Annotated in this window: 24 protein-coding genes; 16 read left to right on the top strand and 8 right to left on the bottom strand. The window is 72.3% G+C overall.

Annotation, left to right across the window (positions count from 1 at the left end):
* Nucleotides 1-296: 296 nt before the first annotated feature.
* The gene (locus ACIBI5_RS38680; RefSeq protein WP_397254284.1) at nt 297-629 is read left to right on the top strand and encodes an ArsR/SmtB family transcription factor; all 333 of its coding nucleotides are present in this window, start codon (nt 297-299) and stop codon (nt 627-629) included.
* A 22-nt stretch (nt 630-651) separates the two neighbouring features.
* Here the strand turns inward: ACIBI5_RS38680 and ACIBI5_RS38675 are convergent, their stop codons facing one another.
* The 3 genes from ACIBI5_RS38675 to ACIBI5_RS38665 form a co-directional block, all read right to left on the bottom strand.
* The gene (locus tag ACIBI5_RS38675) at nt 652-2,355 is read right to left on the bottom strand and encodes a SulP family inorganic anion transporter (protein ID WP_397254283.1); all 1,704 of its coding nucleotides are present in this window, start codon (nt 2,353-2,355) and stop codon (nt 652-654) included.
* A 92-nt stretch (nt 2,356-2,447) separates the two neighbouring features.
* A complete protein-coding gene (locus ACIBI5_RS38670; protein ID WP_397254281.1) occupies nt 2,448-3,440 on the bottom strand; it encodes an alpha/beta hydrolase family protein in 993 nt (330 codons plus the stop codon).
* Nucleotides 3,437-4,360: a zinc-binding dehydrogenase gene (locus tag ACIBI5_RS38665; RefSeq protein WP_397254279.1), complete on the bottom strand. Its 924-nt coding sequence runs from the start codon at nt 4,358-4,360 to the stop codon at nt 3,437-3,439. Before ACIBI5_RS38665 ends, ACIBI5_RS38670 begins: the two co-directional genes overlap by 4 nt.
* A gap of 88 nt (nt 4,361-4,448) precedes the next feature.
* On the opposite strand from ACIBI5_RS38665, the gene ACIBI5_RS38660 reads away from it, so the two are divergent.
* Nucleotides 4,449-5,381 carry a LysR family transcriptional regulator gene (locus ACIBI5_RS38660; protein WP_397254277.1) on the top strand — a complete coding sequence of 311 codons (933 nt, stop codon included), beginning with the start codon at nt 4,449-4,451 and terminating at the stop codon, nt 5,379-5,381.
* 25 nt (nt 5,382-5,406) lie between these two features.
* Here ACIBI5_RS38660 and ACIBI5_RS38655 read toward each other — a convergent pair whose 3' ends face one another.
* A complete protein-coding gene (locus ACIBI5_RS38655; RefSeq protein ID WP_397254275.1) occupies nt 5,407-5,853 on the bottom strand; it encodes a winged helix-turn-helix transcriptional regulator in 447 nt (148 codons plus the stop codon).
* A 34-nt stretch (nt 5,854-5,887) separates the two neighbouring features.
* Here ACIBI5_RS38655 and ACIBI5_RS38650 point away from each other — a divergent pair, with 34 nt between their 5' ends.
* From ACIBI5_RS38650 to ACIBI5_RS38640, 3 genes are all read left to right on the top strand, one after another.
* Nucleotides 5,888-7,126, top strand: coding sequence for an MFS transporter (locus ACIBI5_RS38650; protein ID WP_397254273.1), 1,239 nt, complete (start codon nt 5,888-5,890; stop codon nt 7,124-7,126).
* A gap of 80 nt (nt 7,127-7,206) precedes the next feature.
* Nucleotides 7,207-8,691, top strand: a complete 1,485-nt coding sequence (locus ACIBI5_RS38645; protein ID WP_397254271.1) for an FAD-dependent oxidoreductase — start codon at nt 7,207-7,209, stop codon at nt 8,689-8,691.
* Nucleotides 8,692-8,714: 23 nt separating this feature from the next.
* The gene (locus ACIBI5_RS38640) at nt 8,715-9,176 is read left to right on the top strand and encodes a hypothetical protein (RefSeq protein WP_397254269.1); all 462 of its coding nucleotides are present in this window, start codon (nt 8,715-8,717) and stop codon (nt 9,174-9,176) included.
* On the opposite strand, the gene ACIBI5_RS38635 is transcribed toward ACIBI5_RS38640, so the two are convergent.
* The 4 genes from ACIBI5_RS38635 to ACIBI5_RS38620 are packed head-to-tail and all read right to left on the bottom strand — an operon-like array spanning nt 9,173 to nt 12,826.
* Entirely contained in the window at nt 9,173-9,538 is a 366-nt protein-coding gene (locus ACIBI5_RS38635; protein WP_397254267.1) for a hypothetical protein, read from the bottom strand. The two genes, ACIBI5_RS38640 and ACIBI5_RS38635, sit on opposite strands and share 4 nt — an antisense overlap.
* Nucleotides 9,539-9,571: 33 nt before the next feature.
* Complete coding sequence (locus tag ACIBI5_RS38630) at nt 9,572-11,017, bottom strand: aldehyde dehydrogenase (RefSeq protein WP_397254265.1); 1,446 nt, start codon at nt 11,015-11,017, stop codon at nt 9,572-9,574.
* A complete protein-coding gene (locus ACIBI5_RS38625; protein ID WP_397254264.1) occupies nt 11,014-11,874 on the bottom strand; it encodes a class I SAM-dependent methyltransferase in 861 nt (286 codons plus the stop codon). Before ACIBI5_RS38625 ends, ACIBI5_RS38630 begins: the two co-directional genes overlap by 4 nt.
* 13 nt (nt 11,875-11,887) lie before the next feature.
* A complete protein-coding gene (locus ACIBI5_RS38620) occupies nt 11,888-12,826 on the bottom strand; it encodes an alpha/beta hydrolase (RefSeq protein WP_397254262.1) in 939 nt (312 codons plus the stop codon).
* Nucleotides 12,827-13,046: 220 nt separating this feature from the next.
* Here ACIBI5_RS38620 and ACIBI5_RS38615 point away from each other — a divergent pair, with 220 nt between their 5' ends.
* The 11 genes from ACIBI5_RS38615 to ACIBI5_RS38565 all read left to right on the top strand — a co-directional run bounded on the left by ACIBI5_RS38615 (nt 13,047) and on the right by ACIBI5_RS38565 (nt 23,063).
* Nucleotides 13,047-13,607, top strand: a complete 561-nt coding sequence (locus tag ACIBI5_RS38615) for a TetR/AcrR family transcriptional regulator (RefSeq protein WP_397254260.1) — start codon at nt 13,047-13,049, stop codon at nt 13,605-13,607.
* Between the two features lie 21 nt (nt 13,608-13,628).
* Nucleotides 13,629-14,375 (top strand): SDR family NAD(P)-dependent oxidoreductase, encoded by a 747-nt coding sequence (locus ACIBI5_RS38610; protein ID WP_397254258.1) that lies wholly within the window; start codon nt 13,629-13,631, stop codon nt 14,373-14,375.
* 18 nt (nt 14,376-14,393) lie between these two features.
* On the top strand, nt 14,394-14,912 hold the full coding sequence (locus tag ACIBI5_RS38605) for a MarR family winged helix-turn-helix transcriptional regulator (RefSeq protein WP_397254256.1): 519 nt from the start codon (nt 14,394-14,396) through the stop codon (nt 14,910-14,912).
* A 113-nt stretch (nt 14,913-15,025) separates the two neighbouring features.
* Complete coding sequence (locus ACIBI5_RS38600; RefSeq protein ID WP_397254254.1) at nt 15,026-15,853, top strand: SDR family NAD(P)-dependent oxidoreductase; 828 nt, start codon at nt 15,026-15,028, stop codon at nt 15,851-15,853.
* On the top strand, nt 15,850-17,001 hold the full coding sequence (locus ACIBI5_RS38595; RefSeq protein WP_397254252.1) for a thiolase family protein: 1,152 nt from the start codon (nt 15,850-15,852) through the stop codon (nt 16,999-17,001). Before ACIBI5_RS38600 ends, ACIBI5_RS38595 begins: the two co-directional genes overlap by 4 nt.
* Complete coding sequence (locus tag ACIBI5_RS38590) at nt 16,985-18,286, top strand: OB-fold domain-containing protein (RefSeq protein ID WP_397254250.1); 1,302 nt, start codon at nt 16,985-16,987, stop codon at nt 18,284-18,286. The genes ACIBI5_RS38595 and ACIBI5_RS38590 overlap by 17 nt, the downstream gene beginning before the upstream one ends.
* Entirely contained in the window at nt 18,286-19,473 is a 1,188-nt protein-coding gene (locus ACIBI5_RS38585; protein WP_397254248.1) for an acetyl-CoA acetyltransferase, read from the top strand. Before ACIBI5_RS38590 ends, ACIBI5_RS38585 begins: the two co-directional genes overlap by 1 nt.
* A 28-nt stretch (nt 19,474-19,501) precedes the next feature.
* Entirely contained in the window at nt 19,502-21,052 is a 1,551-nt protein-coding gene (locus ACIBI5_RS38580; RefSeq protein WP_397254246.1) for an AMP-binding protein, read from the top strand.
* A 14-nt stretch (nt 21,053-21,066) separates the two neighbouring features.
* The gene (locus tag ACIBI5_RS38575; protein WP_397254244.1) at nt 21,067-21,918 is read left to right on the top strand and encodes an SDR family NAD(P)-dependent oxidoreductase; all 852 of its coding nucleotides are present in this window, start codon (nt 21,067-21,069) and stop codon (nt 21,916-21,918) included.
* 25 nt (nt 21,919-21,943) lie between these two features.
* Complete coding sequence (locus tag ACIBI5_RS38570; RefSeq protein ID WP_397254242.1) at nt 21,944-22,462, top strand: cupin domain-containing protein; 519 nt, start codon at nt 21,944-21,946, stop codon at nt 22,460-22,462.
* 28 nt (nt 22,463-22,490) lie between these two features.
* Nucleotides 22,491-23,063 carry a TetR/AcrR family transcriptional regulator gene (locus ACIBI5_RS38565; protein WP_397254241.1) on the top strand — a complete coding sequence of 191 codons (573 nt, stop codon included), beginning with the start codon at nt 22,491-22,493 and terminating at the stop codon, nt 23,061-23,063.
* Nucleotides 23,064-23,184: the final 121 nt, after the last annotated feature.

Raw genomic sequence — 23,184 nt, 5'->3', positions numbered from 1 at the left:
GTGGGAGACCACCCCGATCCTGCGGCCCGCGCTGGAGGTGAACTCGTGTTTGAGCCCGATGCCCGGCAGCGCCGTCTGCTCGATCTCCATGGGGGGTCTCCGTTCTTGGACGCAGTGGCGGTCGGCACCAATTGCGCAAATAGTTAATTCATTACATCATGATGTCGATGCCGGGATGGGTGCCCGGTCCTGTGGGCTGCGCGTTTGCGGAGGTTGGCAGGTACGTAGACTGCGGAGATGATGATCAACGGCCGAAACTCCGGCGTGAGGCCGGCGGCCAGGAGAGAGGCGGCGCCATGACTCTGCCGCTCTACCAGCTCAAGGCGGAGTTCTTCAAAACGCTCGGCCATCCGGCCCGCATCAGGATCCTTGAGCTGCTCAGCCGGCGCGAACATTCGGTCGCCGAGCTGCTGTCCGAGGTCGGCCTTGAGCCGGCGCACATGTCCCAGCAGCTGGCCGTGCTTCGCCGCGCCAACCTGGTCACGAGTCACAAGGCGGGCGCCACCGTCACGTACGCCATCACCAGCCCTCAGATCGTGGACCTCCTGGCCGTGGCGCGCTCCATCCTCACCGGCGTGCTCACCGAGCAGGCCGAGCTCCTGCAGGACCTGCGCGCCTCCGCTCCCTGAGGGGACGGCGGAAGAGCGCGGATCACCCGTCGCGGGCGGTGCTCGCCGGCAGGCGGCCGTCGGCGTGGAGCAGGCTCCGGGCGGCCGTGATCGCTTCGGGGGTGCCGGCGAAGACACGGCCTTCGCGATCGAGACGGGTGATCACGCCGAGAGCCCGCAGCGGTTGGTGGTGCTGGTCGCGGATGCCGGAGACGAGCACGGTGATGGCGCGATGTTCCAGTCGCGTGATGGCGTCCTTGAGTACGAGAGCGCCGCTGGCGTCGATGGTGGTCACTCGTGACATGCGCAGGATGACCACGGAGACGTCGGCGACCTCGGTCAGCTCCAGCAGGAAGCGATGGGCCGCCGCGAACACCAGCGGGCCGTCCAGCCGGTAGGCGACGATGTGCTCGGCGAGGAGCGCGTGCTCCTGGTCGGAGTCGTCCGGCAGATCGGATCGCAGCGACACGGTGTCGAGCCGGACGCTGGCCGCGATCGCCCGCAGGCTCATCGCCCCGGCCACGACGAGCCCGAGCACGACCGCCTGGACCAGATCGAGAGCGACCGTGGCCAGGGCGGTCAGCACCAGCACGAGCGCGTCGGAGCGGGTGGAGCGCACCATCGCGGTCAGCGATCCGACCTCGACCATCCGCACGCACGTGGCCAGCAGGACGCCGGCCAGCGCGGCCAGCGGGACGCGCGCCACCAGGTCGGCGGCGGCGAACACCACGGCGGCGAGAACGGCGGCGTGGGTGAGCGCGGCCAGCCTGGAGGAGGCTCCCGCGCGGACGTTGACCGCGGTACGGGCGATCGCCCCGGTGGCCGGTACGCCGCCGAACAGCGGCGCGGCCAGGTTGGCCAGGCCCTGGCCGAGCAGTTCCCTGTCGGGGTCGTGGCGGTGACGCACGCTCATGCCGTCCGCGACCGAAGCCGACAGCAGCGACTCCAGGGCCGCCAGCGCGGCGACCGCCAGAGCCGGTGCCATCAGGCCGGGCACCGCGCCCAGGTCGACGAAGGACAGCGAGGGCGCGGGCAGCGCGGCGGGCAGCTGGCCGATGCGCGCCACCGGCAGGACGGCCAGTTCGGCCAGTACGGTGGCCAGCGCGACCGCGATCAGGGAAAACGGCCAGGTGGGGCGTAGCCGGGCGCCGGCGAGCATGAGCGAGGCCACCGCCACGGCGATGATCAGAGCGGGCCAGTGCGGGGCGTCCAGGAACTCCTGTACGGCCTGCCACGCGGCCACCGTGACGCGATCCGCGCTCGGTGCGGGCACGCCCAGCGCGGCCGGAACCTGCTGCAGTGCGATCACGCAGGCGATGCCGAGCGTGAAGCCCTCGATGACGGAGGCGGGCACCAGCGCCATGTACCGTCCGGCCCGGGCCAGCGCGAGCAGCACCAGCAGCCCTCCGGCCAGCAGCCCCACCATGAGCACGCCCGAGGCTCCGTGGGCGTGCACGATCGGCACGAGTACCACGGTCATCGCGCCGGTAGGCCCGGTCACCTGCAGCGCTGAGCCGCCGAACACGGCGGCGAGCGCCCCGGCCACGACGGCGGTCGCCAGCCCCGCGGCGGCGCCGAGACCGGAGGAGATGCCGAAGCCGAGGGCGAGGGGGAGCGCGACGATCGCGACGGTGAGCCCGGCGAGCAGGTCACGGCGGGGGTGACGGCCCATCGCGGCCAGGTCGGCGCGCGCCGGCAGCAGGGATCGCATGCGCCGGCCTACCGTCTCTCCGAACGCGTCGTCCATGTCCGCTGCTTCCATCTCTCCCGCAACCCTTTGCGAGATCAATGTAATGAGCGATTGCTAACTTTCGCAATTTATAGATGCCGCGACCGCCATCAGCCCACGCGTCCTGTCAGTTCCCCCGAAAGCCAGTCGGCGGCCACTGCCAGCCAGTCGGGACGGGCGTTGCCGAGCAGGTGGTCGCCGTGCGGAAGGTGCAGGTACCGTCCGCGGGACGCCAGATGGGCCAGAGGCTCGCCGTTGGTGACGCCGGGGATGACATCCCGGCCGCCGTCGATCACCAGCAGTGGGCAGGTGATCCGCGGGGCGAGGCCGGACAGGTCCACCTGCCCGGCGAAGCGGCGGGCCGCGTCTTCACCGCCGGCGCGCCGGGTGAGGAGGTCGCGTACCGGGGGCGGCAGGGCGTCCCAGTCCAGCCGGAACGGGCCGCTGACCGTGACGGCGGCGGCGACGCGGGGTTCCCTGGCGGCGCTTTCCGCGACGTAGTAGCCGCCGAGGCTGAGTCCGACGAGTCCCACGCTCTCGGCGCCGAGCGCGTCGATGACCTGCCCGATCACGTGGTGGTAGTCGGCGCGGACGGTGGTGGTGGCGGTGAGCGCGCCCTGCCCCGGCCCGTCCATGGCGAACACGGCCACGCCGCGGCGCAGCAAGGCGCTGGTCACGTCGTGGAACTCCTCCTTGCCGGAGTCCAGCCCGGGAACCACGATCACGGTGGCCGCGGCGTCGGCCGGGCCGCGCAGCCGGCCGGTGAAGGTCGTGCCCTCGATCCGGCGCGCCCCCGGCTCCAGCAGGTCCAGCGCGCGGCCCATGGCGGTGTCCGCCTCGGCCGCCGCGAGCGCGTGCTCCCGGTTCGGCCCGAGGGTGGCGAAGTGGAACCAGCGCGCCGCGACCTGGAGGTGCCCGGCCGCTGAGATCGCCGACTTGGCCCGCGCCGCGCGGGACAGGTGCCCGCGCGCGGCGCTCATGAAGGCCTGACCCCACTGGTCCAGGTCGCCCAGCTCGGCGGCGACACGCAGGTACTCGTGCGGGTCCAGCCCGGCTCCGGTCGCGCGCGACAGGTTGGCGGCGGCGAAGTCCGCGGCGTTCATCGTGATGCTCCGATCGTCAGCACGGCCTTGCCGCGGATACGGCGTTCCCGCAGGTCGACAAGGACGTCGGCGGTCCGGCTCCAGTCAGCGGTACGGCCGATCTCCGCGTGCAGCCGCCCGCCGGCCACCAGTCGCAGCAACGTGGCCAGGTCGCCGCCGTACGGGCCGCCGGCGTAGTGGAAATGCCGGATCACGGCGTTCTCCGGCCCGGCGAGCAGGTCGAAGAAGTCCACGGTCGCGGGTGTACGGCCGGCCTGACCGAACCAGATCAGCGTGCCGCCCGGGACCAGCCTGGCCAGCGCGGACGCGAGCGCGCCGCCACCGGTGGACTCCATGGCCACGTCGAACGGCCCTTCCGCGGCGGCCACGTCGTGCACGATCGCCGCGGCTCCCAGCTCGCGCAGCCGCGCACCGCGCTCGGCGGTGGCGGTCACCGCGGTCACCTCCGCCCCGGCCGAGGCGGCCAGCTCGGTCAGGTAGTGCCCCACCCCGCCGGCGGCTCCGGTCAGCAGTATCCGCCTGCCCGCGACGGCGCCGGCCGTACGGAGGAGGCGGAGCGCGGTGATCCCGGCCAGCGGCAGCGCGGCCGCCTGAACGGTGGTGATCTCGTTGGGCAGGACGGCGACGGAGTGGGTGGGAACCGTCGCGTACTCGGCCCAGCCGCCCATCGCCGGATGGCCCACGACGCGGGTGCCGGCCGGCGGGCCGGAGCCGTCGGCGGCGGCCTGGACGACCAGGCCGGCGACGTCCTTCCCGGGTTTCAGGCCGGGTTCTGGCTTTTCCAGCAGGAACGTCTCCCCGCGATTCGGCGAGAACGCCTCGACCTTGACCAGCACCTCGCCCGGGGCGGGCGTGGGCTGGGCGTCCTGGGTGAACTCGACCGGCCGCGCCGCATCTCCTGTGGGGATCAATCTACGCATGCGGCCATGGAACCGTCATCCGGGTCGTGTACTCCAACAACGGTCGCGACCGGCCGACAACCATCGGTTGTCACCTAAGGTGACAGGCGTGGATCTCGACTTGGCGCAGGTGCGCGCGTTCGTGTTGACCGCCGAAGGAGGGCACTTCGGTCACGCGGCCGAGGAACTGTCGATCTCCCAGCAGGCGCTCTCCAAGCGGATCGCCCGCCTGGAGTCCACGCTCGGCCGGCGCCTGTTCGACCGCGGCGGCCAGGGAGTACGGCTCACCGAAGCGGGGCGGCGGTTCCTGGAGCCTGCCCGGCAGGCGCTGACCGCCGCGGACCAGGCCGTGGCGGCGGTGCTGGAGGCGCACCGCCCGCTGCGGATCGACGTGTGGGGCCACCTGTACGCGCCCATGCGCACGCTGGCACAGGTGACCACCGCCGAGCCGCGGCTGGAACTGGGGCACGGCCGTGACCTGCCCGCGGTGATCGCCGCGCTCCTGCACGGCGACGTGGACGCCGCCTTCGGCCGCGTCCACGCTCCGCTGCCCGCCGGGCTGACGCATCGCCTGGTACGGCTGGAGCCGGTGGACGTGATCCTCGCCGCGGATCATCCCCTGGCGAACGCGCCGTCGATCCGCCCCGAGCAACTGCGCGACGGCGTGCTGTGGGCACCAGGCGCCTTGCATCGGCTGGACTTCCTGCGCCGCTTCGCCGACTCCTTCGGCATCCACGAGCGCGCCGAGGGCACCAACCTGGGACTGGAGCACTTCCTGGCCGACCTGGCGGCCGGCACCCGGCGCTTCGGCCTGCTGCCCGCGGACGTGCCGCTGCCGCCCCGCCCGGCGATCCGCTCGATCCCGCTGGCCGGCCCCACTCCCTTGTACGCCTGGTCGCTGCTGTGGCGCGGCAACGGCGCCCATCCGCTGCTGGACACCCTGGTGAGCGCCTTCGTGGCGGAGGCGGAGCGGAACCGGTGGCTGGAATACGACCCCGTCCACGACTGGCTCCCCGAGAACGACCTCGCCGACGTCGAGTGAGTCGCCCAGCGGGCGCGGTTGATCTCTAGCGGGTCTTCCGCACGTGCGTGGTCTCGCCATCGAGGAACGTGCCGTCGGCGCCGGCCGGCGCGACTTCCGGCACGGGGACGCCGTGCCGGTCGACCAGGGTGGAGTGGGGTTCGCCGGGCGCGAAGGCGTGACGTTCACCCCACTGCCGCAGGGTGAGGATGACGGGGAAGAGGTCGCGGCCGGCGTCGGTGAGCACGTACTCCTGACGGCGGCCCGACGGTGCGGTGCGCTGGGTGAGGAGCCCGTGGGCGGTGAGCTTGCCGAGGCGGTCGGTGAGGATGTTGCGGGCGATGCCGGTACGCCGCAGGAACTCGGTGAACGACCGCGCCCCGTCCATCGCGTCGCGGATGACGAGAAGGCTCCACCTGTCGCCGACGAGGTCGAGCGTACGGGCGACGGGGCAGGTGGGGTCGGTCCAGCCGGGGTCAGTGGTGGGCGACATGGCACCTTCCCATGAGTTGCGAATTGAAACCATTATGCCGTACGGTCAAATTGGTTGCAATTTGCTACTAATCGAGAGTGGGAGTGCGATGGACATGCGGCGACGGTCGCTGCTCGCGGTGGTGTGTGGTGTCGCTGTGGCGAGCATCTACGCGGCGCAGCCGGTTCTGGAGCCGATGGGACGCGATCTCGGCGTTCCGGCGGAACTGACCGGGTGGATCGTGGCGATCGGCCAGATCGGCTATCTGGCGGGGCTGGTCCTGCTGGTGCCGCTCGGCGATGTGGTCGACCGGCGCCGGCTCATCTCCGTGCACCTGGCGCTCACCGCGGTGGGCATGATCCTGACGGCCTTGGCGCCGACCGCGTGGGTGGCGTTCGCCGGGCTCGCGGTGGCCGGGGTGTTCGCGGTCGTGGTGCAGACCACGGTGGCCTACGCCGCGTCGGTCTCGCCGCCCGCCGAACGCGGACGGAACATCGGCGTCGTGACCTCGGGCGTGGTCGTCGGCATCCTGGGCGCGCGGGTCGTCACCGGCGCGCTCGCCGAGGTGTGGGGCTGGCGGAGCGTCTACGCCGTGCTCGCGGTGCTGGCACTGGGCCTCGCGGCCCTCGTCCTCGTCGTCCTGCCTTCGGAGGAGCGCCCCGGCCGGCGGGCGGTCGTCTCACTGGGCGAGCTGTTCGGGCAGCGCGTCTTCCTGACACGCGGGCTCATCGCGTTCTTCTTGTTCGCATCGTTCGGAACCCTGTGGAGCGGTCTGTCCCTGCCGCTGACGGACACGCCGTGGCACCTGAGCGAGAGCCAGATCGGGCTGCTCGGCATCGCCGGACTCGCCGGCGCGCTCGGCGCGGCACGCGCGGGACGGTGGGCGGACTCGGGACGGGCGGCCCCGGTCACCGGCCTCGCGCTCACCCTGCTCATCCTCTCGTGGGCGGCGATCGCGCAACTGCCGTGGTCGATGGGACTCCTCATCGCCGGAATCGTGGTTCTCGACTTCGCGGTCCAGGCCGTACACGTGAGCAACCAGCAACTGCTCACCGCCGCGCACCCGGATCGCACCAGCGGCGTCATCGGCGGCTACATGGTCTTCTACTCGCTCGGCTCCGCCCTCGGCGCCGCCGCGACCACCGCCGTCTTCACCGCCCACGGCTGGGTGGGATCCAGCCTCCTCGGCGCCGGATTCGCGGCCTGCGCGCTGGCCGTCTGGGCGTTCGACAGGCGACGCCCCCTCAGCGGCGCGAACCTCCGATCCGAGAGCCCCGAGCTGCGACACCGTTGAACCGGCCGCTCACGGAGTGTCACCACGATCGCGAGGGTGGCGGCTACCTACTCTGGCGCTGAGCGATCACAGGGGGCAGCATGACGGTCAGCCGACGAGTACTTCTGCGAGCCGGGGCAGCCGTGGCGGGCGCCGCGCTGGTGCCAGGATCTCTCGCCCGAGCCGCGACACCGCCGGCGAGGCCGGAACCGGAGCCGGTCGCGTGGCGGCAACTGCGGCGGCGGCTGAGCCCCGCCGCCCGCCTGTATCGACCGGGCGCGCCGGAGTACCCGTCCCAGGCCGCGGTGGACAACCTGCGCTATGCCGAGGTACGGCCGGCCGGAGTGCTGGCCTGCGCCACCGAAGCCGACGTGCGGGCCGCGCTGCGCTGGTGCGCCGAGCACCGGGTGCCGTTCGCGGCCCGCTCCGGCGGCCACAACTACGCCGGGCACTCGGCCACCACCGGCCTGGTCGTCAGCGTGCGGGCGCTCAACCGGGTGGAACCGCGCGGGCGGCGGCTGCACCTGGGCGGCGGCGCCACCAACTCCGACGTCTACGCCGCCCGCGACGCCGGCCTGTACTTCCCCGGCGGCCGCTGCCCCGGAGTCGGCGTGGCCGGACTCACGCTGGGCGGCGGGCTCGGCTTCAACGACCGCAAATGGGGCCTGACCTGCGACCGGCTCGTCGAGACCCGCCTGGTCCTGGCCGACGGAAGCATCGTGCGGGCCGCCGAGGACGAGAACGCCGACCTGCTGTGGGCCTGCCGCGGCGGCGCGGGAGGCAACTTCGGTGTCAACACCGCCTTCGTCTTCGACGCCGTACCGGTGAACCGGCAGCGCGTCACCGTCTTCGACCTGACCTTCCCCCTGGCCGCCGGGCCGCGCGTGGTCGACGAGCTCCAGCACATCCTGCACGCCGACCAGTCGGGCGAGTTCGACGTACGCATCGGCTTCAAGCACACCGGCACCGGCGCCACCTCGGTGTGGGTGCTCGGCCAGCGCCTCGGTGACCAGGAGGTCCTGCGCCGCCTGCTCACCCCGCTGCTGCGCCTGCGCCCGGCCACGACCCACATCGAGGCGCTCGGCTTCTGGGCCGGACAGGACTACCTCATGGAACGCCCCGGCGCCAAGGACTGCTACGCCAGCAAATCCCTGGTCCCCGACCGATGGCTGAGCCCCGAGACCGTCGAGCACATCACCGAATGGACCCGCGCCTGGAAGCCCGGCCCCACCCAGGCCACCGGCTACCTGACCCTGTTCGCCATGGGCGCCACCAGCGCCGCGCCCCGCCCCGACGAGAGCGCCTACCCGCACCGCGCGGGCACCTTCGTCATCGACATCGGCACCCACTGGCAACCCGGTACCCCAGCCCACCAGGTACGCCACCTCCTCGGCCAGATCCGCGCCCTGCACCACACCCTGCGCCGCCACCTGCGCACCGACGCCGCGTACGTCAACTTCCCCGACCCCGACCTGCCCGGCTGGCAACACGCCTACTACGGCGCCAACTACCCCCGCCTGACCGAGATCAAGCAGCGCTACGACCCCACCGGCCTCTTCCACCACCCCCAAGCCATCGGCGGGTGACATCACGTGCCCGGCGGAGCTTCGTGCCGATTTCCGGCATCGGCCGAGGCCGCGCTGAGATCGTTGAGGGTCACGCACTCCTGGCCGGGATTGAGCATGTCCCGGCTGAGGCTGAGGCTGAGCGCTCGCCGGTGGTGCGTCACCGCCAGGTCGGGCTTCCCCGTCAGACGCTCCACGGTGCCGAGCCCGTTCTCGGCGAGGAACTCGACCGGCCTGGCCTTGAAGCGCAGGCTCAGGTGCAGGGCCTCGAGGAAATGTCCACGGGCGACCTCCGGCTGACACAGCGTGTTGCGCAGAGCGCCGAGGAGCGCGTGGGTGATCGCCTGGCCCCAGTGCGAGCCGATCGCCGTGGTCAGCGCCAGGTTGGCGTCCAGGTGCTCGATTGGAACATGTCCGTGGTGTGGTGGTCGGCGATTGTCCGGGTGAAAGCGAGCCCTGGGAGTCGCAAGGGCTCGCTCGCCCCCGACCAGCCGTCGGCGCTCTAGCGGGTGTTGAAGGAGTAGTCGGTGAAGTTCTTTCCGCCGGGGTGGTAGGCGGTCGAGGTTCCGCCGGACGGGGCCCAGTTGCCGGGGACCGTGTCGCAGTTGTGGCCGGGGCCGCACCACTTCCCGACGATGCGCCACTCGGTCTGGCCGGGGCGCTGGTTCCGGCAGCCCGAGATGCGGACGTGGGTGCTGGAGGCGCGCGGGGTTTCCCAGCAGAGCAGGTCGAGCGGGCTGTCACTGGTGCTGGCGCCGGCGCCGGCTCCGAAACCGGCGGTGGTCAGGACCGTGGCGAGGGCCGCGACCGCGGCGGCCCTGGGAAGGAATCTGCTGGGGCGAGCGGACAGTGAACGGGGGATGCGCATGGATGTCTCCTTTGATCGCGTCGCTGCGGTGGTTCATCGCTCGCGGGTGACGCGTCCCACGATCGACCGGGTTTCGAGGTATTCGGCCAGCCCCTCCGCGCCGAGTTCGCGTCCCATGCCGGACTGCTTGAACCCGCCGGAAGGGGTGCCGCGGGCCGGTATGCCCGCGTTGATGTTCACGGTGCCCGCCCTGATGCGCCGGGCCACGGCCAGGCCGCGGTCTTCGTCGCCGGTCCACACGCCGCCGTACAGGCCGAAGTCGGAGTCGTTGGCGAGGCGGACGGCGTCGTCCTCGTCGTCGTAGGGGATGACGCAGAGGACGGGCCCGAAGATCTCTTCCCTGGCGATCCGCATCGAGTTCCGCACGTCGTAGAAGACGGTCGGTTCGACGTACCAGCCGGTGTGGCGGTGGGGCGGCCGGCCGCCGCCGGTGGCGATCTTCGCTCCTTCCTGTTGTCCCAGCCGCAGGTAGCCCTCCACCCGCTCGCGCTGCCGTTCGGCCACGAGCGGCCCGACCCAGGTGGACGGCGCCGAGGGGTCGCCCACCACCTGCGACCGCGCGGCGTCGCTCGCCGCGCGCACCACCTCGTCGTAGCGGGAGCGCGGTGCGAGGATCCTGGTCTGGGCTATGCAGATCTGGCCGGACAGGGTCATCGCGCCCGTCACCAGCGCGGGGACCATCGCGTCGAGGTCGGCGTCGTCCAGCACGATCGCGGCCGACTTGCCGCCGAGCTCCAGGGTCACCCGTTTGATCCCGTCGGCCGCCACGCTCATGACCCGGCGTCCGGTCGCGCTGGAGCCGGTGAAGCTGACCTTGTCCACGCCCGGATGCGCGATGAGGTGTTCACTCGCCTCCCTGCCTGCCGGGACGACGCTGAGCACGCCCGGCGGCAGGCCGGCCTCGTACAGCGCCTCGGCCAGCAGGTACGCGCTCAGCGGCGTTTCCGGTGCCGGCTTGAGAACGACTGAGCAGCCCGCGACGATCGCGGGAGCGATCTTGGCGGCGGCGATGAGCAGCGGCGCGTTCCAGGGGATGACGGCCGCGACCACGCCGGCCGGCTCCATGGTGATCAGCGTCGAGCCGTTCTCGTCGGCCAGCCTCTCCTCGAAGACGAACGTGCGCGCCAGTTCACCGTAGTAGCGCAGGATCTCCATCACCGGGCCGACCTGGAGAGCCGCGGCGAGCGCCACGGGGGAACCGTTCTCCGAGGTGATGAGCACGGACATGTCAGCCTCGCGGCCGGCCAGGACGTCCGCCGCGCGGGTCAGGATCGCGCCCCGCTCGGCGGGGGTGGTGTCGCGCCAGGCTCCGCTGTCGAACGCCTGCCGCGCCGAGCGCACCGCCCGGTCCATGTCGGCGCCGGAGGCGGCGGCGGCTCGCCCGATCACCTGCTCGGTGACCGGCGAGACGACCTCGATCTCGCCGCCGTCGCGGGGGGAGGACCACTGGCCGCCGATGAGTACCTGGGGCCGGTTCACCTGGCCACCTCCGGCGAGCGGCCGAAGGTGTATCTGAGCATTCCCTTGTCCATCCCGGCCAGGCCGGGGATCGCCCGCATGATGGCGCAGCGGATCTGTTCGCCGCGTGGCATCTTCGCCACTTCGGGTGAGCTGATGAACCGTTCCTGCTCGGCCAGTTTCAGTTCCGGGTTCCAGCGCTCCACCTCGCGCGGGTGGTCGAACCCCTCGTTGACGGGGGCGCCGATGGTCTTGATGGCCGGGACGACGGTGCGCATCATCCGGGAGGAGAGCTTCGAGAAGCCCAGCAGGAGGATCTCGCCGCTCCCGAAGTGGGCGGTGATCCTGCGCAGGAGCCTGGTGAAGGTGGGTTTGGTCATCCACGGGTAGAGCCCGTCCATGACCGCGATGACCGGCCGGTGTGACGGGAGCGCCTCCAGCCAGCCTTCGTTGTTGAGCGAGGTGGCCAGCATGTGGATGTTGGCGGTCTCCTGGTACACCTGGGCGCGCAGGGCGATCATCGTGGGCAGGTCCACGTCGTACCAGTCGGCTTCGGGTGGCGGATCGATCCGGTAACCGCGGCTGTCGAGTCCGCAGCCGAGGTCGAGAACGATCGCGCCGGGGTGGCGGGTGAGGAAGCGGCGGACCCAGGCGTCGAAGTGGACGGCTCTGATGGTGACGTTGAGACGTTCCTTCTCTTCGAGTTTGGGGCTTGGCTGGATGCGCCCCCAGTCGTAGTCGAAGGCCTGGGCGATCTTCTGGGCGTAGGGGTCGCCCAGGATGGGGCTGGCGGCGCCGGCGTCCACCGCGCGGGCGTGCAGGGTGATGAACGAGGTCTCCTCGATGCCGCTCAGGCCCGCGGTGCTGATTCCGGGCACGGTCCTTCCTCTCTCACTGCCGCATCGCGGCGACGGTGTCCGCGGTGGGCGCGGGGGTGGCGGACGGCAGCCGGGTCTGGCGCAGGTAGCGGTCGAACCAGCCGACCGCCAGCTCCATCGCCTCCTCCAGGCCGGGCCCCGTGTAGAGGCCGAGCACGTCGTAGGGCAGGACCTCCAGCCGCTTCGGCTCACCGGCCTTGTCGAAGGCGCTCTGCGCCTCCTCCAGCACGTGGTACGGGTCGTAGTGGCCGTTGGCGATCATGAGCAGAGGTGTCGGCGCGAGCCGGTGGATGAGGTTCTCCGGCGCGAAGGTGAGCAGGTGCTCGGTGGAGTCGAGCGTCTTCTCATTGCGGTAGGTGGGATACAGCGTGGACGACAGTTCGTGCGCCTGCCGGGCGCTGTCGTGGTCCAGGCTCAGATGGGGCACCCGCAGGCTGGCGCCCGTCTCGTGGCGGCGTTGCCAGTCCAGGTCGAGCTGCTCGCGCATCGCGTGGACGCCTTCCCGGCCGAGAAGCCGTTCCAGATAGCGCCAGCCGTTCCAGATACTGGGGCTTTGCACGACCACCGCCTTGACGCGGCGGTCCAGCACGGCGGCCTGGACGGCGACGGAGCCGCCGACGCTGACTCCCCACAGCCCGATCCGCTCGGGCTCCACCTCCGGCCGGGTCCGCAGGTAGGAGACGGCGCTGCGGAAGTCGTCGACCTGCCGGTCCGGGTAGTCCAGGCCGCGCGGCTCGCCCTCGCTGGAGCCGACTGTGCGGTAGTCGATGGCCAGGACGGCGAAGCCCGCGCTCACGAAGTAGGGCGCGAAGTAGGCCAGCGCCTCCTTCACCATCACGCCGCTGTGGCCCAGCACCAGGGCGGGCGCGGGGGTCTGTTCGGGCAGATACAGGTCGGCCGCGCAGCGGGTGCCGAGGCTGTTGAACGTCACGTGTTCCGGCTGAAGAGCCATACCTTCACATCCTTCTTGCTGTTTCAGCTAAAACTGAAACGGCTAGCATCTTGTGCTTAACCATCATTAGCATTAATCGGGAGACTCCGCCAGTCTCCCTGGGAGGTCTCCGGAGATGTGGTGCTCTTTGGTGATCGGTGGTTAACTGCGGGCAAGGGGGAAGGAGTTCTCGTTGGCACAACAGCCACGGCGCGGAAGACCGCCGGGGGATCGCCGCGCGGTGATCCTTCGCGAGGCCGCGCGGCTCTTCCACGAGCGTGGCTTCCACGGCACGAGCATCGGCGAGATCGGAGCCGCGGCAGGGGTGAAGGGCCCGACCGTGTACCGGCACTTCCCCGACAAGAACGCCGTGCTGGTGGCCCTGATCGAGCGGAGCGCCGACCGGTCGGAGAGCGATGTCGCCCAGGTGCGGCGCGACGGCGGCACGCCCGCCGAGCTGCTGGCCCGGCTCATCGAGGTGCAGGTGCGCCAGGCCGTGGAGGACGGCCCGGTGACCGTCGTCGCCGCCCGCGAGGTGCGCAGCCTGCCCGCCGGGACGAGCGAGCCGCTGTTGCGCCGCGCCCGGCTGAACCACGAGCAGTGGATGGGGCTGCTTTCCCAGGCCCGCCCGGAGCTGGCGAAGGAGGAGGCCCACGCGCTGGTGGTCGGTGTGAAGTGGCTGGTGTTCACGCTCGCGACCGGCGGCACCGGCCTGGAGGCCGACCGGCTGCACCGGCTGATCGCCGGCATGGTGCTCGACGTCCTGCTGCCCGAACGCCCGCGCCGCGCGAAATCCGGCTGATCCCACGAGAAAGGAGCCCGCATGGACATCGCCAACGGGGTCGCACTGGTCACAGGTGGCGCCTCGGGGCTGGGACTGGCGACCGCACGGACGCTGGCCGCCGCCGGCGCCGGAGTCGTCATCCTGGACCTGCCGTCCGCGCCGGAACCCGCGTGCGCGGGCGCGCGGTTCGTGGCCGGCGACGTACGTGACGAGGGGGCGGTGGCCGCCGCCCTCGACGCCGCGGCCGCGATGGGCCCGCTGCGGGCCGCCGTCTGCTGCGCCGGCACCGGAACGGCCCAGCGGGTGCTGGGCAGGGACGGCGTTCACTCCCTTGAGGCGTTCACCCGGATCGTCACGATCAACCTGATCGGCACGTTCAACGTCGTCCGGCTGGCCGCCGAGCGCATCGCCGCCACGGAGCCGGTGGACGGCGAGCGCGGCGTCATCGTCACCACGGCGTCGGCCGCCGCCTTCGACGGGCAGATCGGGCAGGCGGGGTACTCGGCGTCCAAGGCCGGGGTGGCCGGGATGACCCTGCCGCTCGCGCGCGACCTGGCGGCCAAGGCCATCCGTGTGGTGAGCATCGCGCCGGGGTTGTTCGACACGCCCCTGCTCGCGGGCCTTTCCGAGGAGGCCAGGCGGTCGCTGGGCGGGCAGGTGCCGCACCCGGCCAGGCTCGGCCGGCCCGAGGAGTACGCCGCCCTGGTCGCGCACATCGTGGCCAACCCTATGCTCAACGGAGAGGTCATCCGCCTCGACGGCGCCATCCGGATGGCGCCGCGCTAGCCCAGGAGGAGCGTGCCCGTGTCCTTTGACATCGTGGGGGAGGCGGAGGACGCCTACCGCTCGCGCGGCGTTCCCGAGCCCGCGAGGGCCGCCACCGGAATCGCCATCGAGCGCGCGTACAAGCTGCTCCAGGCCCACGCGCAGAAGAACCTGCGCGATCACAACCTGACGTGGGCGGGCTGGCAGGCGCTCATGCTGCTGAGCTTCGCCCGGCACAAGGCGCTGCCGCTCTCCCGCCTGGCGGCCCGGGTCGGCGCGCACCCGACGACGCTGACCAAGACCATCGACCGCCTGGAGCGTGACGGGCTGGTGGTCCGCCGGAGCATGGAAGGCGACCGGAGGGTCACCGTGGTGGAGATCACGCCCGCGGGGGAGGCGGCCCAGCAGGAGGTCATGCGGCTGGAGGGTGAGGCCGGATACGGCCTTGAGGCCCTCGACGACGACGAGATCGGGCTTCTCCTCGGGCTGTTGCGGAAGCTGCGGTTCTCCCTGGGCGACATCTGGCAGGAGGATCGCTCCCCGTCCGTGCGCGGCTGACCCCGCCCGGCCCGGTACGCGGCCTTCCCACCCACAGATGCTAGGTATACCGTCTATCTCATTGTAAATAATCGGTACACCAAGTACTTTGGCCACGAAGACTGGAGGCCCACATGACCGGACGGATGTCAGGAAAAGTGGTCGTGATCACCGGAACCGGTGGAGCCATGGGACGCGCCGCCGCCCTGCGCTTCACCGCCGAAGGCGCGACGGTCGTCGGATGCGACCTCGACGCCGAGTCGGCCGCGAGGACCGAGCATGAGGTGCACCGAGCCGGCGGCTCCTTCCGCTCGCTCGCCCCATCGGACCTCGCCGACGAACAACAGGTCGAACGCCTGATGGCCGCCACCGACGAGCTCGGCGGCATCGACGTGCTCTACAACAACGCCGGCGCCGTACGGCCGGGCGGCCCGCTGGAGCTGTCGCGCCAGGACTACGAATGGACCCTGGCCACGACCCTCACCCAGTACTGGCTGTGCGCGAAGCACGCGGCCCCGCGCATGGGCGGGCGCGGCGGCGGCGCGATCGTCAACATCTCCTCGATCGCCGGCGGGCACGTCGGCACCGGCCTGGCGGGCAACCAGCCGCAGGTGTTCGCGTACGGCCTGGCCAAGGCCGGCATCAACCGCCTGACCGAACTCCTCGCGATCGAGCTCGCGCCCCTGGGCATCCGCGTCAACACGATCGCCCCCGGCGTCGTGGAGAACGCGGGCAACCGCGAGCTCATCGGCCCCGAGGGTTCACCGGCCCGGCAGGCCTACCTCGACACGTTCCTGATCAAGCGCATCGGGCGCCCGGACGACGTGGTGAACGCCGCGCTGTTCCTGACCTGCGACGAGTCCGCGTACATCACCGGCGCCCATCTGACCGTCGACGGCGGATGGACGGTCTCCGGCCAGCGCGGCTGGCCGGCGGTGTCGGAAGCCGGAGGAGCGTCATGACCGACGTCGCCATCGTGGCCGCGGCCAGGACCCCGGTCGCGAAGGCGGGACGGGCCTACCGGGACGTGCACGCGGTCGACCTGCTCGCCGTCGCGATGCGCCGCTGCGTGGAGATGGCCGCCGCCGACCCGGCGCGGGTCGAGCAGGTCCTGATCGGCTGTACGCACCAGGCGGGCGACCAGGCGCTCAACGTCGCGCGCAACGCCTGGCTGGCGGCCGGGTTCCCCCGCACGGCGGCGGGCACGACACTGGACACCCAGTGCGGCTCCGGCCAGCAGGCCGTCAACCTGGGCCGGGCGCTGATCGCGAGCGGGCAGGCCGACGTCGTGCTGGCCGGCGGGGTGGAGTCGCTCAGCCGCGTGCCGATGAACAGCGCCGCCGACGCCGCCGGCGGCGAGCCGTACTCACCGGCGCTGCGCCGGCTGTGGGACATGCCGCACCAGGGCGTCGCGGGCGAGCGGATGGCGGCCAAGTACGGCATCACCCGCGAGGACTGCGACGCGTACGCGCTGCGCTCCCACCTGGCCTCGCACGCCGCCTGGGAGGAGGGGCGCTTCGACGACGAGGTGGCCTTCGTCGCCGGGGAGGACGGCGTCCTGCTCGACCGCGACGAAGGCATCCGCGCCGACTCGACCCCGCGCGGCCTGGCCGCACTCCGGCCCGTCTACCGGGACGACGGCGTCATCACCGCCGGGAACGCGAGCCAGGTGTCCGACGGGAGCGCGGCCACGCTGCTGGCCTCGAAGCGGGCCTGCGACACGTACGGACTCGAACCGCTGGCCTGGATCCGCGCCGGCATCGCCGTGGGCGTCGATCCCCACGTCATGATGGAAGGCCCGATCGTCGCCACGACCGCGCTGCTGGAACGCGAGGGGCTGACGCTCGACGACATCGACCTCTTCGAGATCCACGAGGCCTACGCCGTTCCGGTGTGCGCGTGGCGCGCCGTTCACGACGTGGAGCTGGACCGGGTCAACGTCGACGGCGGCGCCGTGGGCATCGGACATCCGTTCGGGGCCTCGGGCGCGCGTCAGCTGGGGCATCTCGTGCACGCCCTGCGCGGGCGCGGCGGCGGCGTCGGGCTGCACGCGATGTGCGCGGGCGGCGGCATCGGCACCGGGACGATCATCCATGTCCCGGCTCCCTGACCCGGCCCGTGCCGCCATCCTCGGCTGGGGCAGCTACGTGCCCCGCTGGCGGGTACGGGCGGGCGAGGTGGCGCGCCCGCGCGGCTACGTGGACGAGGACACCACCACCCTCGCCGTCGAGGCCGCCCTCGACGCCGTGGACGGCCGGGCCGCCGACCTCGCCGCCGTCTACCTGTCCACGACGCGTCCGGCGTACGTGGAGAAGACCAACGCCGCGCTCCTGCACGCGGTGCTGCGCTGCCCCGAGCACGTGGCGGCCTACGACGTCAACGGCGCGGCACGCTCGGGAGTGGCGGCGTTCAGAGCGGCGGCGCGGCACGGCGCCTGCTCGCTGGTCGTCATGGCCGGCACGCAGTACGGCCCGCCGGGCAGCCACGAAGAGCTCCACGGAGCCGACGCCGCCGTGGCGTTCCTCCTCGGCCCCGGCGACGGCGCCGCCCGGATCGCCGGATCGGCGTCGCTCACCTGCGAGCTGACGGACGTGTGGCGGCTGCCGGGCGAACGCTGGACCCGCCGATGGGACAGCCGGTTCGGCGCGCAGGTCTACGGCGACCTGTGCGAGCGCGCGCTGGCCGCCGCGCTCGCGGACGCGGGCCGTACCCGCGACGACCTCGCCGAACTCGTGATCAGCGGGACGAACGCCGCCGCGGCGCACGCGGTCGGAAAGCGGCTCGGAGCGGGCGCCGGCCACGCGGACCTCGGCGACGCCGGGCCCGCCGCCTGGGGCCTCGGCCTTGTTGACGCCCTGGAACGGGCGGACGCCGGCAGCCTGATCGCGCTCATCCTGCTGGCGGACGGCTGCGAGGTGCTCCTGGTCGAGCGCACGGGCCTGGCCCGCGCCCGTCCCACCCTGCGCGACCGGCTCGCCGGCCCGGCGCTCGAGGCCGGATACCTCGACTACCTCACCTGGCGCGGCGTCCTGGAACGGACGGCCCAGCGGCGTCCCGATCCCGCGCCGCCCGCGCCGCCGGCGATCCGGCGCGCGGCCCGGTGGAAGTACGGCGGACTGCACCCGGCCCGACCCGGCGGGCTGGACCTGCACCGGGCCCGCGGCGAGGTGCGCGAGTTCGTCATCGACCACGTCGCCTACGCGCCGAAGCCGCCGCTCGTCTCCGCGCTCGTGCGCTTCGACGGCGGCGAACACGTTCAGCTCGACCTGACCGACGTGCTGCCCGCGCAGGTCGCCCGCGGCATGCGGGTGGAGGGCGCCTTCCGGCGGACGCACACCAGCGCCGGCATGCACGACTACTTCTGGAAAGTACGGCCGGCGCCGGGGGAGGCCTGATGGCGGCACACAGTGTGAAGGACAGGGCGGCGATCGCGGGCATGGGCTGCACGCGGTTCGGCGACCGATGGGAGGCCTCCGCCGACGACCTCATCGCCGAGGCGGCCCGCGAGGCGCTGGCCTCGGCCGGGCTCGGCGCCGAGGACGTCGACGCGTACTGGCTGGGGACGTTCTCCAGCGGGAACAGCGGCCTGGCGCTGACCTCCGCGCTCGACGTGGGCTACCGGCCGGTCACCCGTGTCGAGAACTACTGCGCGACCGGCTCCGACGCCTTCCGCAACGCCTGCTACGCGGTCGCCGCGGGCGCGTACGACATCGTCATGGCGGTAGGCGTCGAGAAGCTCAAGGACAGCAACCACGCCGGGCTGGTGGTGCCGGGCCCGAGCGGGGACGGCACCGCCCCGGGGTTCAGCGGACCGGCGCCGTTCAGCATGCTGGCGCCGGCGTACGCGCGCCGCTACGGGCTGAGCGACCGTGAGATCCGCGCCACGCTGACGCACATCGCCTGCAAGAACCACGCCAACGGCGCGCGCAACGAGCGCGCGCAGTTCCGCTCGGCGGTGCGCCCCGAGCAGGTGGAGAACGCGCCGCCGGTCGCGGGCATGCTCGGCGTCTACGACTGCTCCGGCGTGGCCGACGGCGCCGCGGCGGCGATCATCGCCCGCCCCGAGCTCGCGGCCGAGCTGCAGGCCGCCCCGCTGTACGTCAAGGCGCTGTCGCTGTCGGCCGCTCCCGCGGACGGCGCGACGACCCGCGGGTTCGACTACACCACGATGCCCGAGGCCGTCCGCTCGGCGGCCGGCGCCTATGCCGCCGCCGGGATCACCGACCCGCGGACCGAGCTCGCCCTGGTCGAGCTGCACGACTGCTTCACGCCGACCGAACTCGTCCTGTATGAGGACCTGGGCCTGTCGGGCCGCGGCGCGGGCTGGCGTGAGGCGCTGGAAGGACGGTTCGACTTCGAGGGCGCGCTGCCGGTCAATCCGGACGGCGGGCTCAAGTCCTTCGGGCACCCGATCGGTGCGTCGGGGCTTCGCATGTTGTACGAATGCTGGCTTCAGCTGCGGGGGCGGGCGGGCGCGCGACAGCTCGGCAACGGCCGCGGGCTCGCGCTCACGCAGAACCTGGGCGGCCGTCCCGGCGCCGCCGTCAGCTTCGTGTCCGTCGTGGGCGTCGAGGCGGGATGAGACGCCCGATGCCCGTAAAGGAGGACAGATGCCACTCATAGCCGCGCTCGACAGCGCGTTCATCCGCCATCGCGACAGCGTGTGCTTCACGCTCGCCGACGGGTCGAGGAGCTGGACGTACGGGGAGATCGACGAGCTGAGCCACCGGGTGGCGAGCGCGTTGCGCGCCCTGGGTCCCGGCGCGCGCGTCGCCGTGCTCAGTGAGAACGATCCCGTCGCCTTCGCCTGCCAGCTCGGCGTGCTGCGCGCGGGCGCCGCCTACGTACCGCTCAACGTGCGCTCGCGGCCGCGCGAACTCGCCGCGCTGCTCACCACGACCGGCTGCGACACGCTGTTCTACCAGGGCACGCTCGCCGCCGAGGCCGAGCTCGTCCTGGCCGGCCTGCCCAAGGAGCCGCCCGCCGTCGCGATCGGCGCGGGCCGCGCCCGCGACCCCCGGCTGGACGCGTGGATGGGGCCGGCGGGTGTGCGCTGCCCGCCGCCGCCCGCCGACCGGGAGGCGCCCGCCTGGATCATGGGAACCGGCGGCACGACCGGCACGCCCAAGGCGGTCGTCCTGCCGCGCCGGTCGATCTTCACGATGGCGCTCGGCCTGGCCGCCCACATGCCGGAAGAGCGGCCGGTGCAGATCGCCGCGGCGCCGCTGACCCACGCCGCCGGCGGGCTCACCTTCCCGCTGCTGCTGCAGGGCGGCACCACCGTGGTGCACCAGGGGGTCGATCCCGGCGCGATCCTGGAGTCGATCGAGCGCGATCGCGTCACACGGCTCTTCCTGCCGCCCACGGCGATCTACGCGCTGCTGGCTCACCCCTCGGTGCGCGAGCACGACTACTCGACGTTGCGCTATTTCCTGTACGGCGCGGCGCCGATGTCGGTCGACCGGCTCCGCGAGGCGCTGGAGATCTTCGGCCCGGTCATGGCCCAGTTCTACGGGCAGGGGGAGGCGCCGACGATCTGCACCTGGCTCGGGCCCGGCGACCACGCCGAGGCGATCGCCGACCCGGGCAAGGCGGGCCGGCTGGCGAGCTGCGGGCGGCCGTCTCTCGTGGCGCGGGTGGCGATCCTCGACAGCGAGGGGCGTCATCTGCCGCCCGGCCGGACCGGTGAGATCGCGGTGCGGACGGAACTGCGCATGAGCGGCTACCTGGACGCGCCGGAGGCGAGCGCCGAGATCGACCGCGGCGACGGCTGGCAGGGGACCGGCGATGTGGGCCACGCCGACGAGGACGGGTTCGTCTACATCGTGGACCGGCTGCGCGATCTGATCATCACCGGCGGGTTCAACGTGTTCCCGAGCGAGGTCGAGCAGGTGCTGTGGGGGCATCCGGCCGTCGGCGACTGCGCCGTGATCGGGGTGCCCGACGACCGCTGGGGAGAAGCGGTCACCGCGGTCGTGGAGCTCAAGCGCGGCGCGTCCGTGGAGGAGGCGGAGCTCATCGGGCTCTGCCGGGACGCGCTGGGCGGCGTGAAGGCGCCCAAGCGCGTGATCTTCCGAGACCTGCCGCGCAGCCCGGTCGGGAAGGTGCTGAAGAAGGATCTTCGCGCCGAGTACTGGCACGGCAGAACCCGATCCATCTGAGAAAGGAGAGCACCATGGCCGACATCCCAGACACCCTGCCCGCCGAGGCCCGCGGACAAGCCCTCGGCCGGGGACGGCTCGACGGGCGGCGCATCCTCGTGGTCGGCGCCGGCCAGAAGGACTACCGGCTCGACGAGGTGCCACCGGTCGGGAACGGCCGGGCGATCAGCGTGCTGTGCGCCCGTGAAGGCGCGGCGCTGGCGCTCGCCGACATCGACGAGGTCTCCCTGCGCGAGACCGCGCGACTGGTCGAGGCCGAGGGAGCCGTGGCCTGCCTCACGGCCGCCGACGCCAGTGACGAGATCGGCGTCCAGCGCGTCGTGCGGGAGTCGGCGGAACGGCTCGGCGGCCTCGACGGGCTCGTCCTGGTCGTGGGCACCGGGCGCCCCGGTGACCTGCGATCGACGACGGTCGAGGACTGGGACTGGACGTTCGCCACCAACGTCCGCTCGCACTTCCTCGCCGTCAGGCACGCGCTGCCGCTGCTCCGGCCCGGGGCGTCGATCGTGTTCGTGTCCTCGATCGCCGCGTACACGCCGATCCACGAGATCGTCGCCTATCACGCCTCGAAGTCGGCGCTGGAAGGGCTCAAGAACGTCGTCGCGCGGAAGGCGGCGGCGGACGGCGTCCGGGCGAACATCGTGGTCCCGGGCTACATCGACACCGCGGCCGGCCGTTGGGGGTCGGTGATCAGCCCCGAGCGCAGGGCCGCGGTCGAGACGAGGAAGAAGTCGATCCCCCTGCAACGGCAGGGCACGGCGTGGGAAGTGGCCTACCCGACCGTCTTCCTGCTGTCGGACGAGTCCAGCTACGTGACGGGCCAGACGCTCGTCATCGACGGGGGACATCTGTCCCTTCGCGCCTAGAACCTCTACCAGAACAGGCAATGGCATGAACACTCGCAACATCCGCCGGGTCGTCACCGGCTTCGGCACAGGCGGCCGATCCACCGTGGTCGCCGACGGACCGTCCCCCACCGTCATCAGCGCGCCGGCCTTCACCGCGGTCATGGCCTGGCGTGTCGGCTCCACCCCCGCCGATCTCGGACCCGCCGAGACGGTCGACGGCGGCCCGGTGAACATGAACCCGCCACAGCACGGCGCCGTGTGCTGGGTCTGCTACATCGAACCGGACGACGCCTGGACCTCGGGCGAGGCCGGGACCGGCGCGGAGGCGTTCGCCGACACCGAGGGCGGCGCCGACCCCATGCACGTGACCGACGCCGTGGACTTCGTCCAGGTGATCTCGGGGGAGGTGTACGCCGTGCTGGAGGAGACGGAGACCCGGCTGGGCCCGGGTGACGTCCTCATCCAGCGCGGCACCCCGCACGCGTGGAGCAACCGTTCCGGCGAGGTGTGCGTGCTGGCCTGCGTGGCGATCGGCGCGGACGCGGCCACCAGGCCACAGTAGGGTTCTGGCCGGGACGAAGGGGGAGCGGGTGCAGCCCAGCGGCGACAGGCGTGAACTGATCATCCGGCAGGCGGCACGCCTGTTCGTCGCCCAGGGCTACCACGCGACCGGCATGGACGAGATCGGCGAGGCGGCCGGCGTCACCGGGCCCGCGATCTACCGCCACTTCACCGGCAAGGACGACTTGCTGCTGGCGATCGTGGCGGCCGACACCGCACGGGCGGAGGCCGAGGTCCGCGAGGTCTACCAGGAGTCCGGCTCCCCGGAACACCTGCTGCGGGCGCTGGTCGGCAGGCGCGTACGCCGGGCGCTCACCGACGCCCACCTCATGATCGTCGCGGCCCGCGAGGTGGGCAACCTGCCCCCCGGCCCGCGGCTGCCCATGGTCCGCCGCCGGCGCCTGATGCGCGAGGAGTGGGCCCATCTGGTCGCGGAAACGCACCCCGGGCTGCCCGACCCCGAGGTCCGCGCGATGGCCGAGGGCGTCATGGCGCTCATCTCCGGCCTCGTCACCGCCGACGCCGGAGGCGATGAGGACCGGCTCCAGCGCCTGGCGTATGAGGCGGCACTGGCCGCGTTGCGCCCTTGCGGGGACCGCTGACAGCGGGACGAGCTACTCGGTGTTGCTATCTACCGGTAGTCGGTGTTACTTTATACCGGTAGCTAGCGCCACCGAGTAGTTGGCGCGCTGGCCGTGGCGCGTTCCGCCCCCGGCGACCGGC

Source organism: Nonomuraea sp. NPDC050540 (genome assembly GCF_044457485.1).
Taxonomy (GTDB): Bacteria; Actinomycetota; Actinomycetes; order Streptosporangiales; family Streptosporangiaceae; genus Nonomuraea.
Note: the sequence above shows the minus strand (reverse complement) of the source record. Positions and strands in the feature narration are given on the sequence as shown.

Coding starts and splice junctions, on each gene's coding strand:
- ACIBI5_RS38665 (WP_397254279.1), bottom strand. CDS start 4,360: ATGCGTAGATTGATCCCCACAGGAGATGCGGCGCGGCCGGTCGAGTTC.
- ACIBI5_RS38620 (WP_397254262.1), bottom strand. CDS start 12,826: ATGGCTCTTCAGCCGGAACACGTGACGTTCAACAGCCTCGGCACCCGC.
- ACIBI5_RS38595 (WP_397254252.1), top strand. CDS start 15,850: ATGACCGACGTCGCCATCGTGGCCGCGGCCAGGACCCCGGTCGCGAAG.
- ACIBI5_RS38675 (WP_397254283.1), bottom strand. CDS start 2,355: ATGGACGACGCGTTCGGAGAGACGGTAGGCCGGCGCATGCGATCCCTG.
- ACIBI5_RS38680 (WP_397254284.1), top strand. CDS start 297: ATGACTCTGCCGCTCTACCAGCTCAAGGCGGAGTTCTTCAAAACGCTC.
- ACIBI5_RS38655 (WP_397254275.1), bottom strand. CDS start 5,853: ATGTCGCCCACCACTGACCCCGGCTGGACCGACCCCACCTGCCCCGTC.
- ACIBI5_RS38645 (WP_397254271.1), top strand. CDS start 7,207: ATGACGGTCAGCCGACGAGTACTTCTGCGAGCCGGGGCAGCCGTGGCG.
- ACIBI5_RS38600 (WP_397254254.1), top strand. CDS start 15,026: ATGACCGGACGGATGTCAGGAAAAGTGGTCGTGATCACCGGAACCGGT.
- ACIBI5_RS38610 (WP_397254258.1), top strand. CDS start 13,629: ATGGACATCGCCAACGGGGTCGCACTGGTCACAGGTGGCGCCTCGGGG.
- ACIBI5_RS38585 (WP_397254248.1), top strand. CDS start 18,286: ATGGCGGCACACAGTGTGAAGGACAGGGCGGCGATCGCGGGCATGGGC.
- ACIBI5_RS38650 (WP_397254273.1), top strand. CDS start 5,888: ATGCCGTACGGTCAAATTGGTTGCAATTTGCTACTAATCGAGAGTGGG.
- ACIBI5_RS38670 (WP_397254281.1), bottom strand. CDS start 3,440: ATGAACGCCGCGGACTTCGCCGCCGCCAACCTGTCGCGCGCGACCGGA.
- ACIBI5_RS38580 (WP_397254246.1), top strand. CDS start 19,502: ATGCCACTCATAGCCGCGCTCGACAGCGCGTTCATCCGCCATCGCGAC.
- ACIBI5_RS38590 (WP_397254250.1), top strand. CDS start 16,985: ATGTCCCGGCTCCCTGACCCGGCCCGTGCCGCCATCCTCGGCTGGGGC.
- ACIBI5_RS38635 (WP_397254267.1), bottom strand. CDS start 9,538: ATGCGCATCCCCCGTTCACTGTCCGCTCGCCCCAGCAGATTCCTTCCC.
- ACIBI5_RS38570 (WP_397254242.1), top strand. CDS start 21,944: ATGAACACTCGCAACATCCGCCGGGTCGTCACCGGCTTCGGCACAGGC.
- ACIBI5_RS38575 (WP_397254244.1), top strand. CDS start 21,067: ATGGCCGACATCCCAGACACCCTGCCCGCCGAGGCCCGCGGACAAGCC.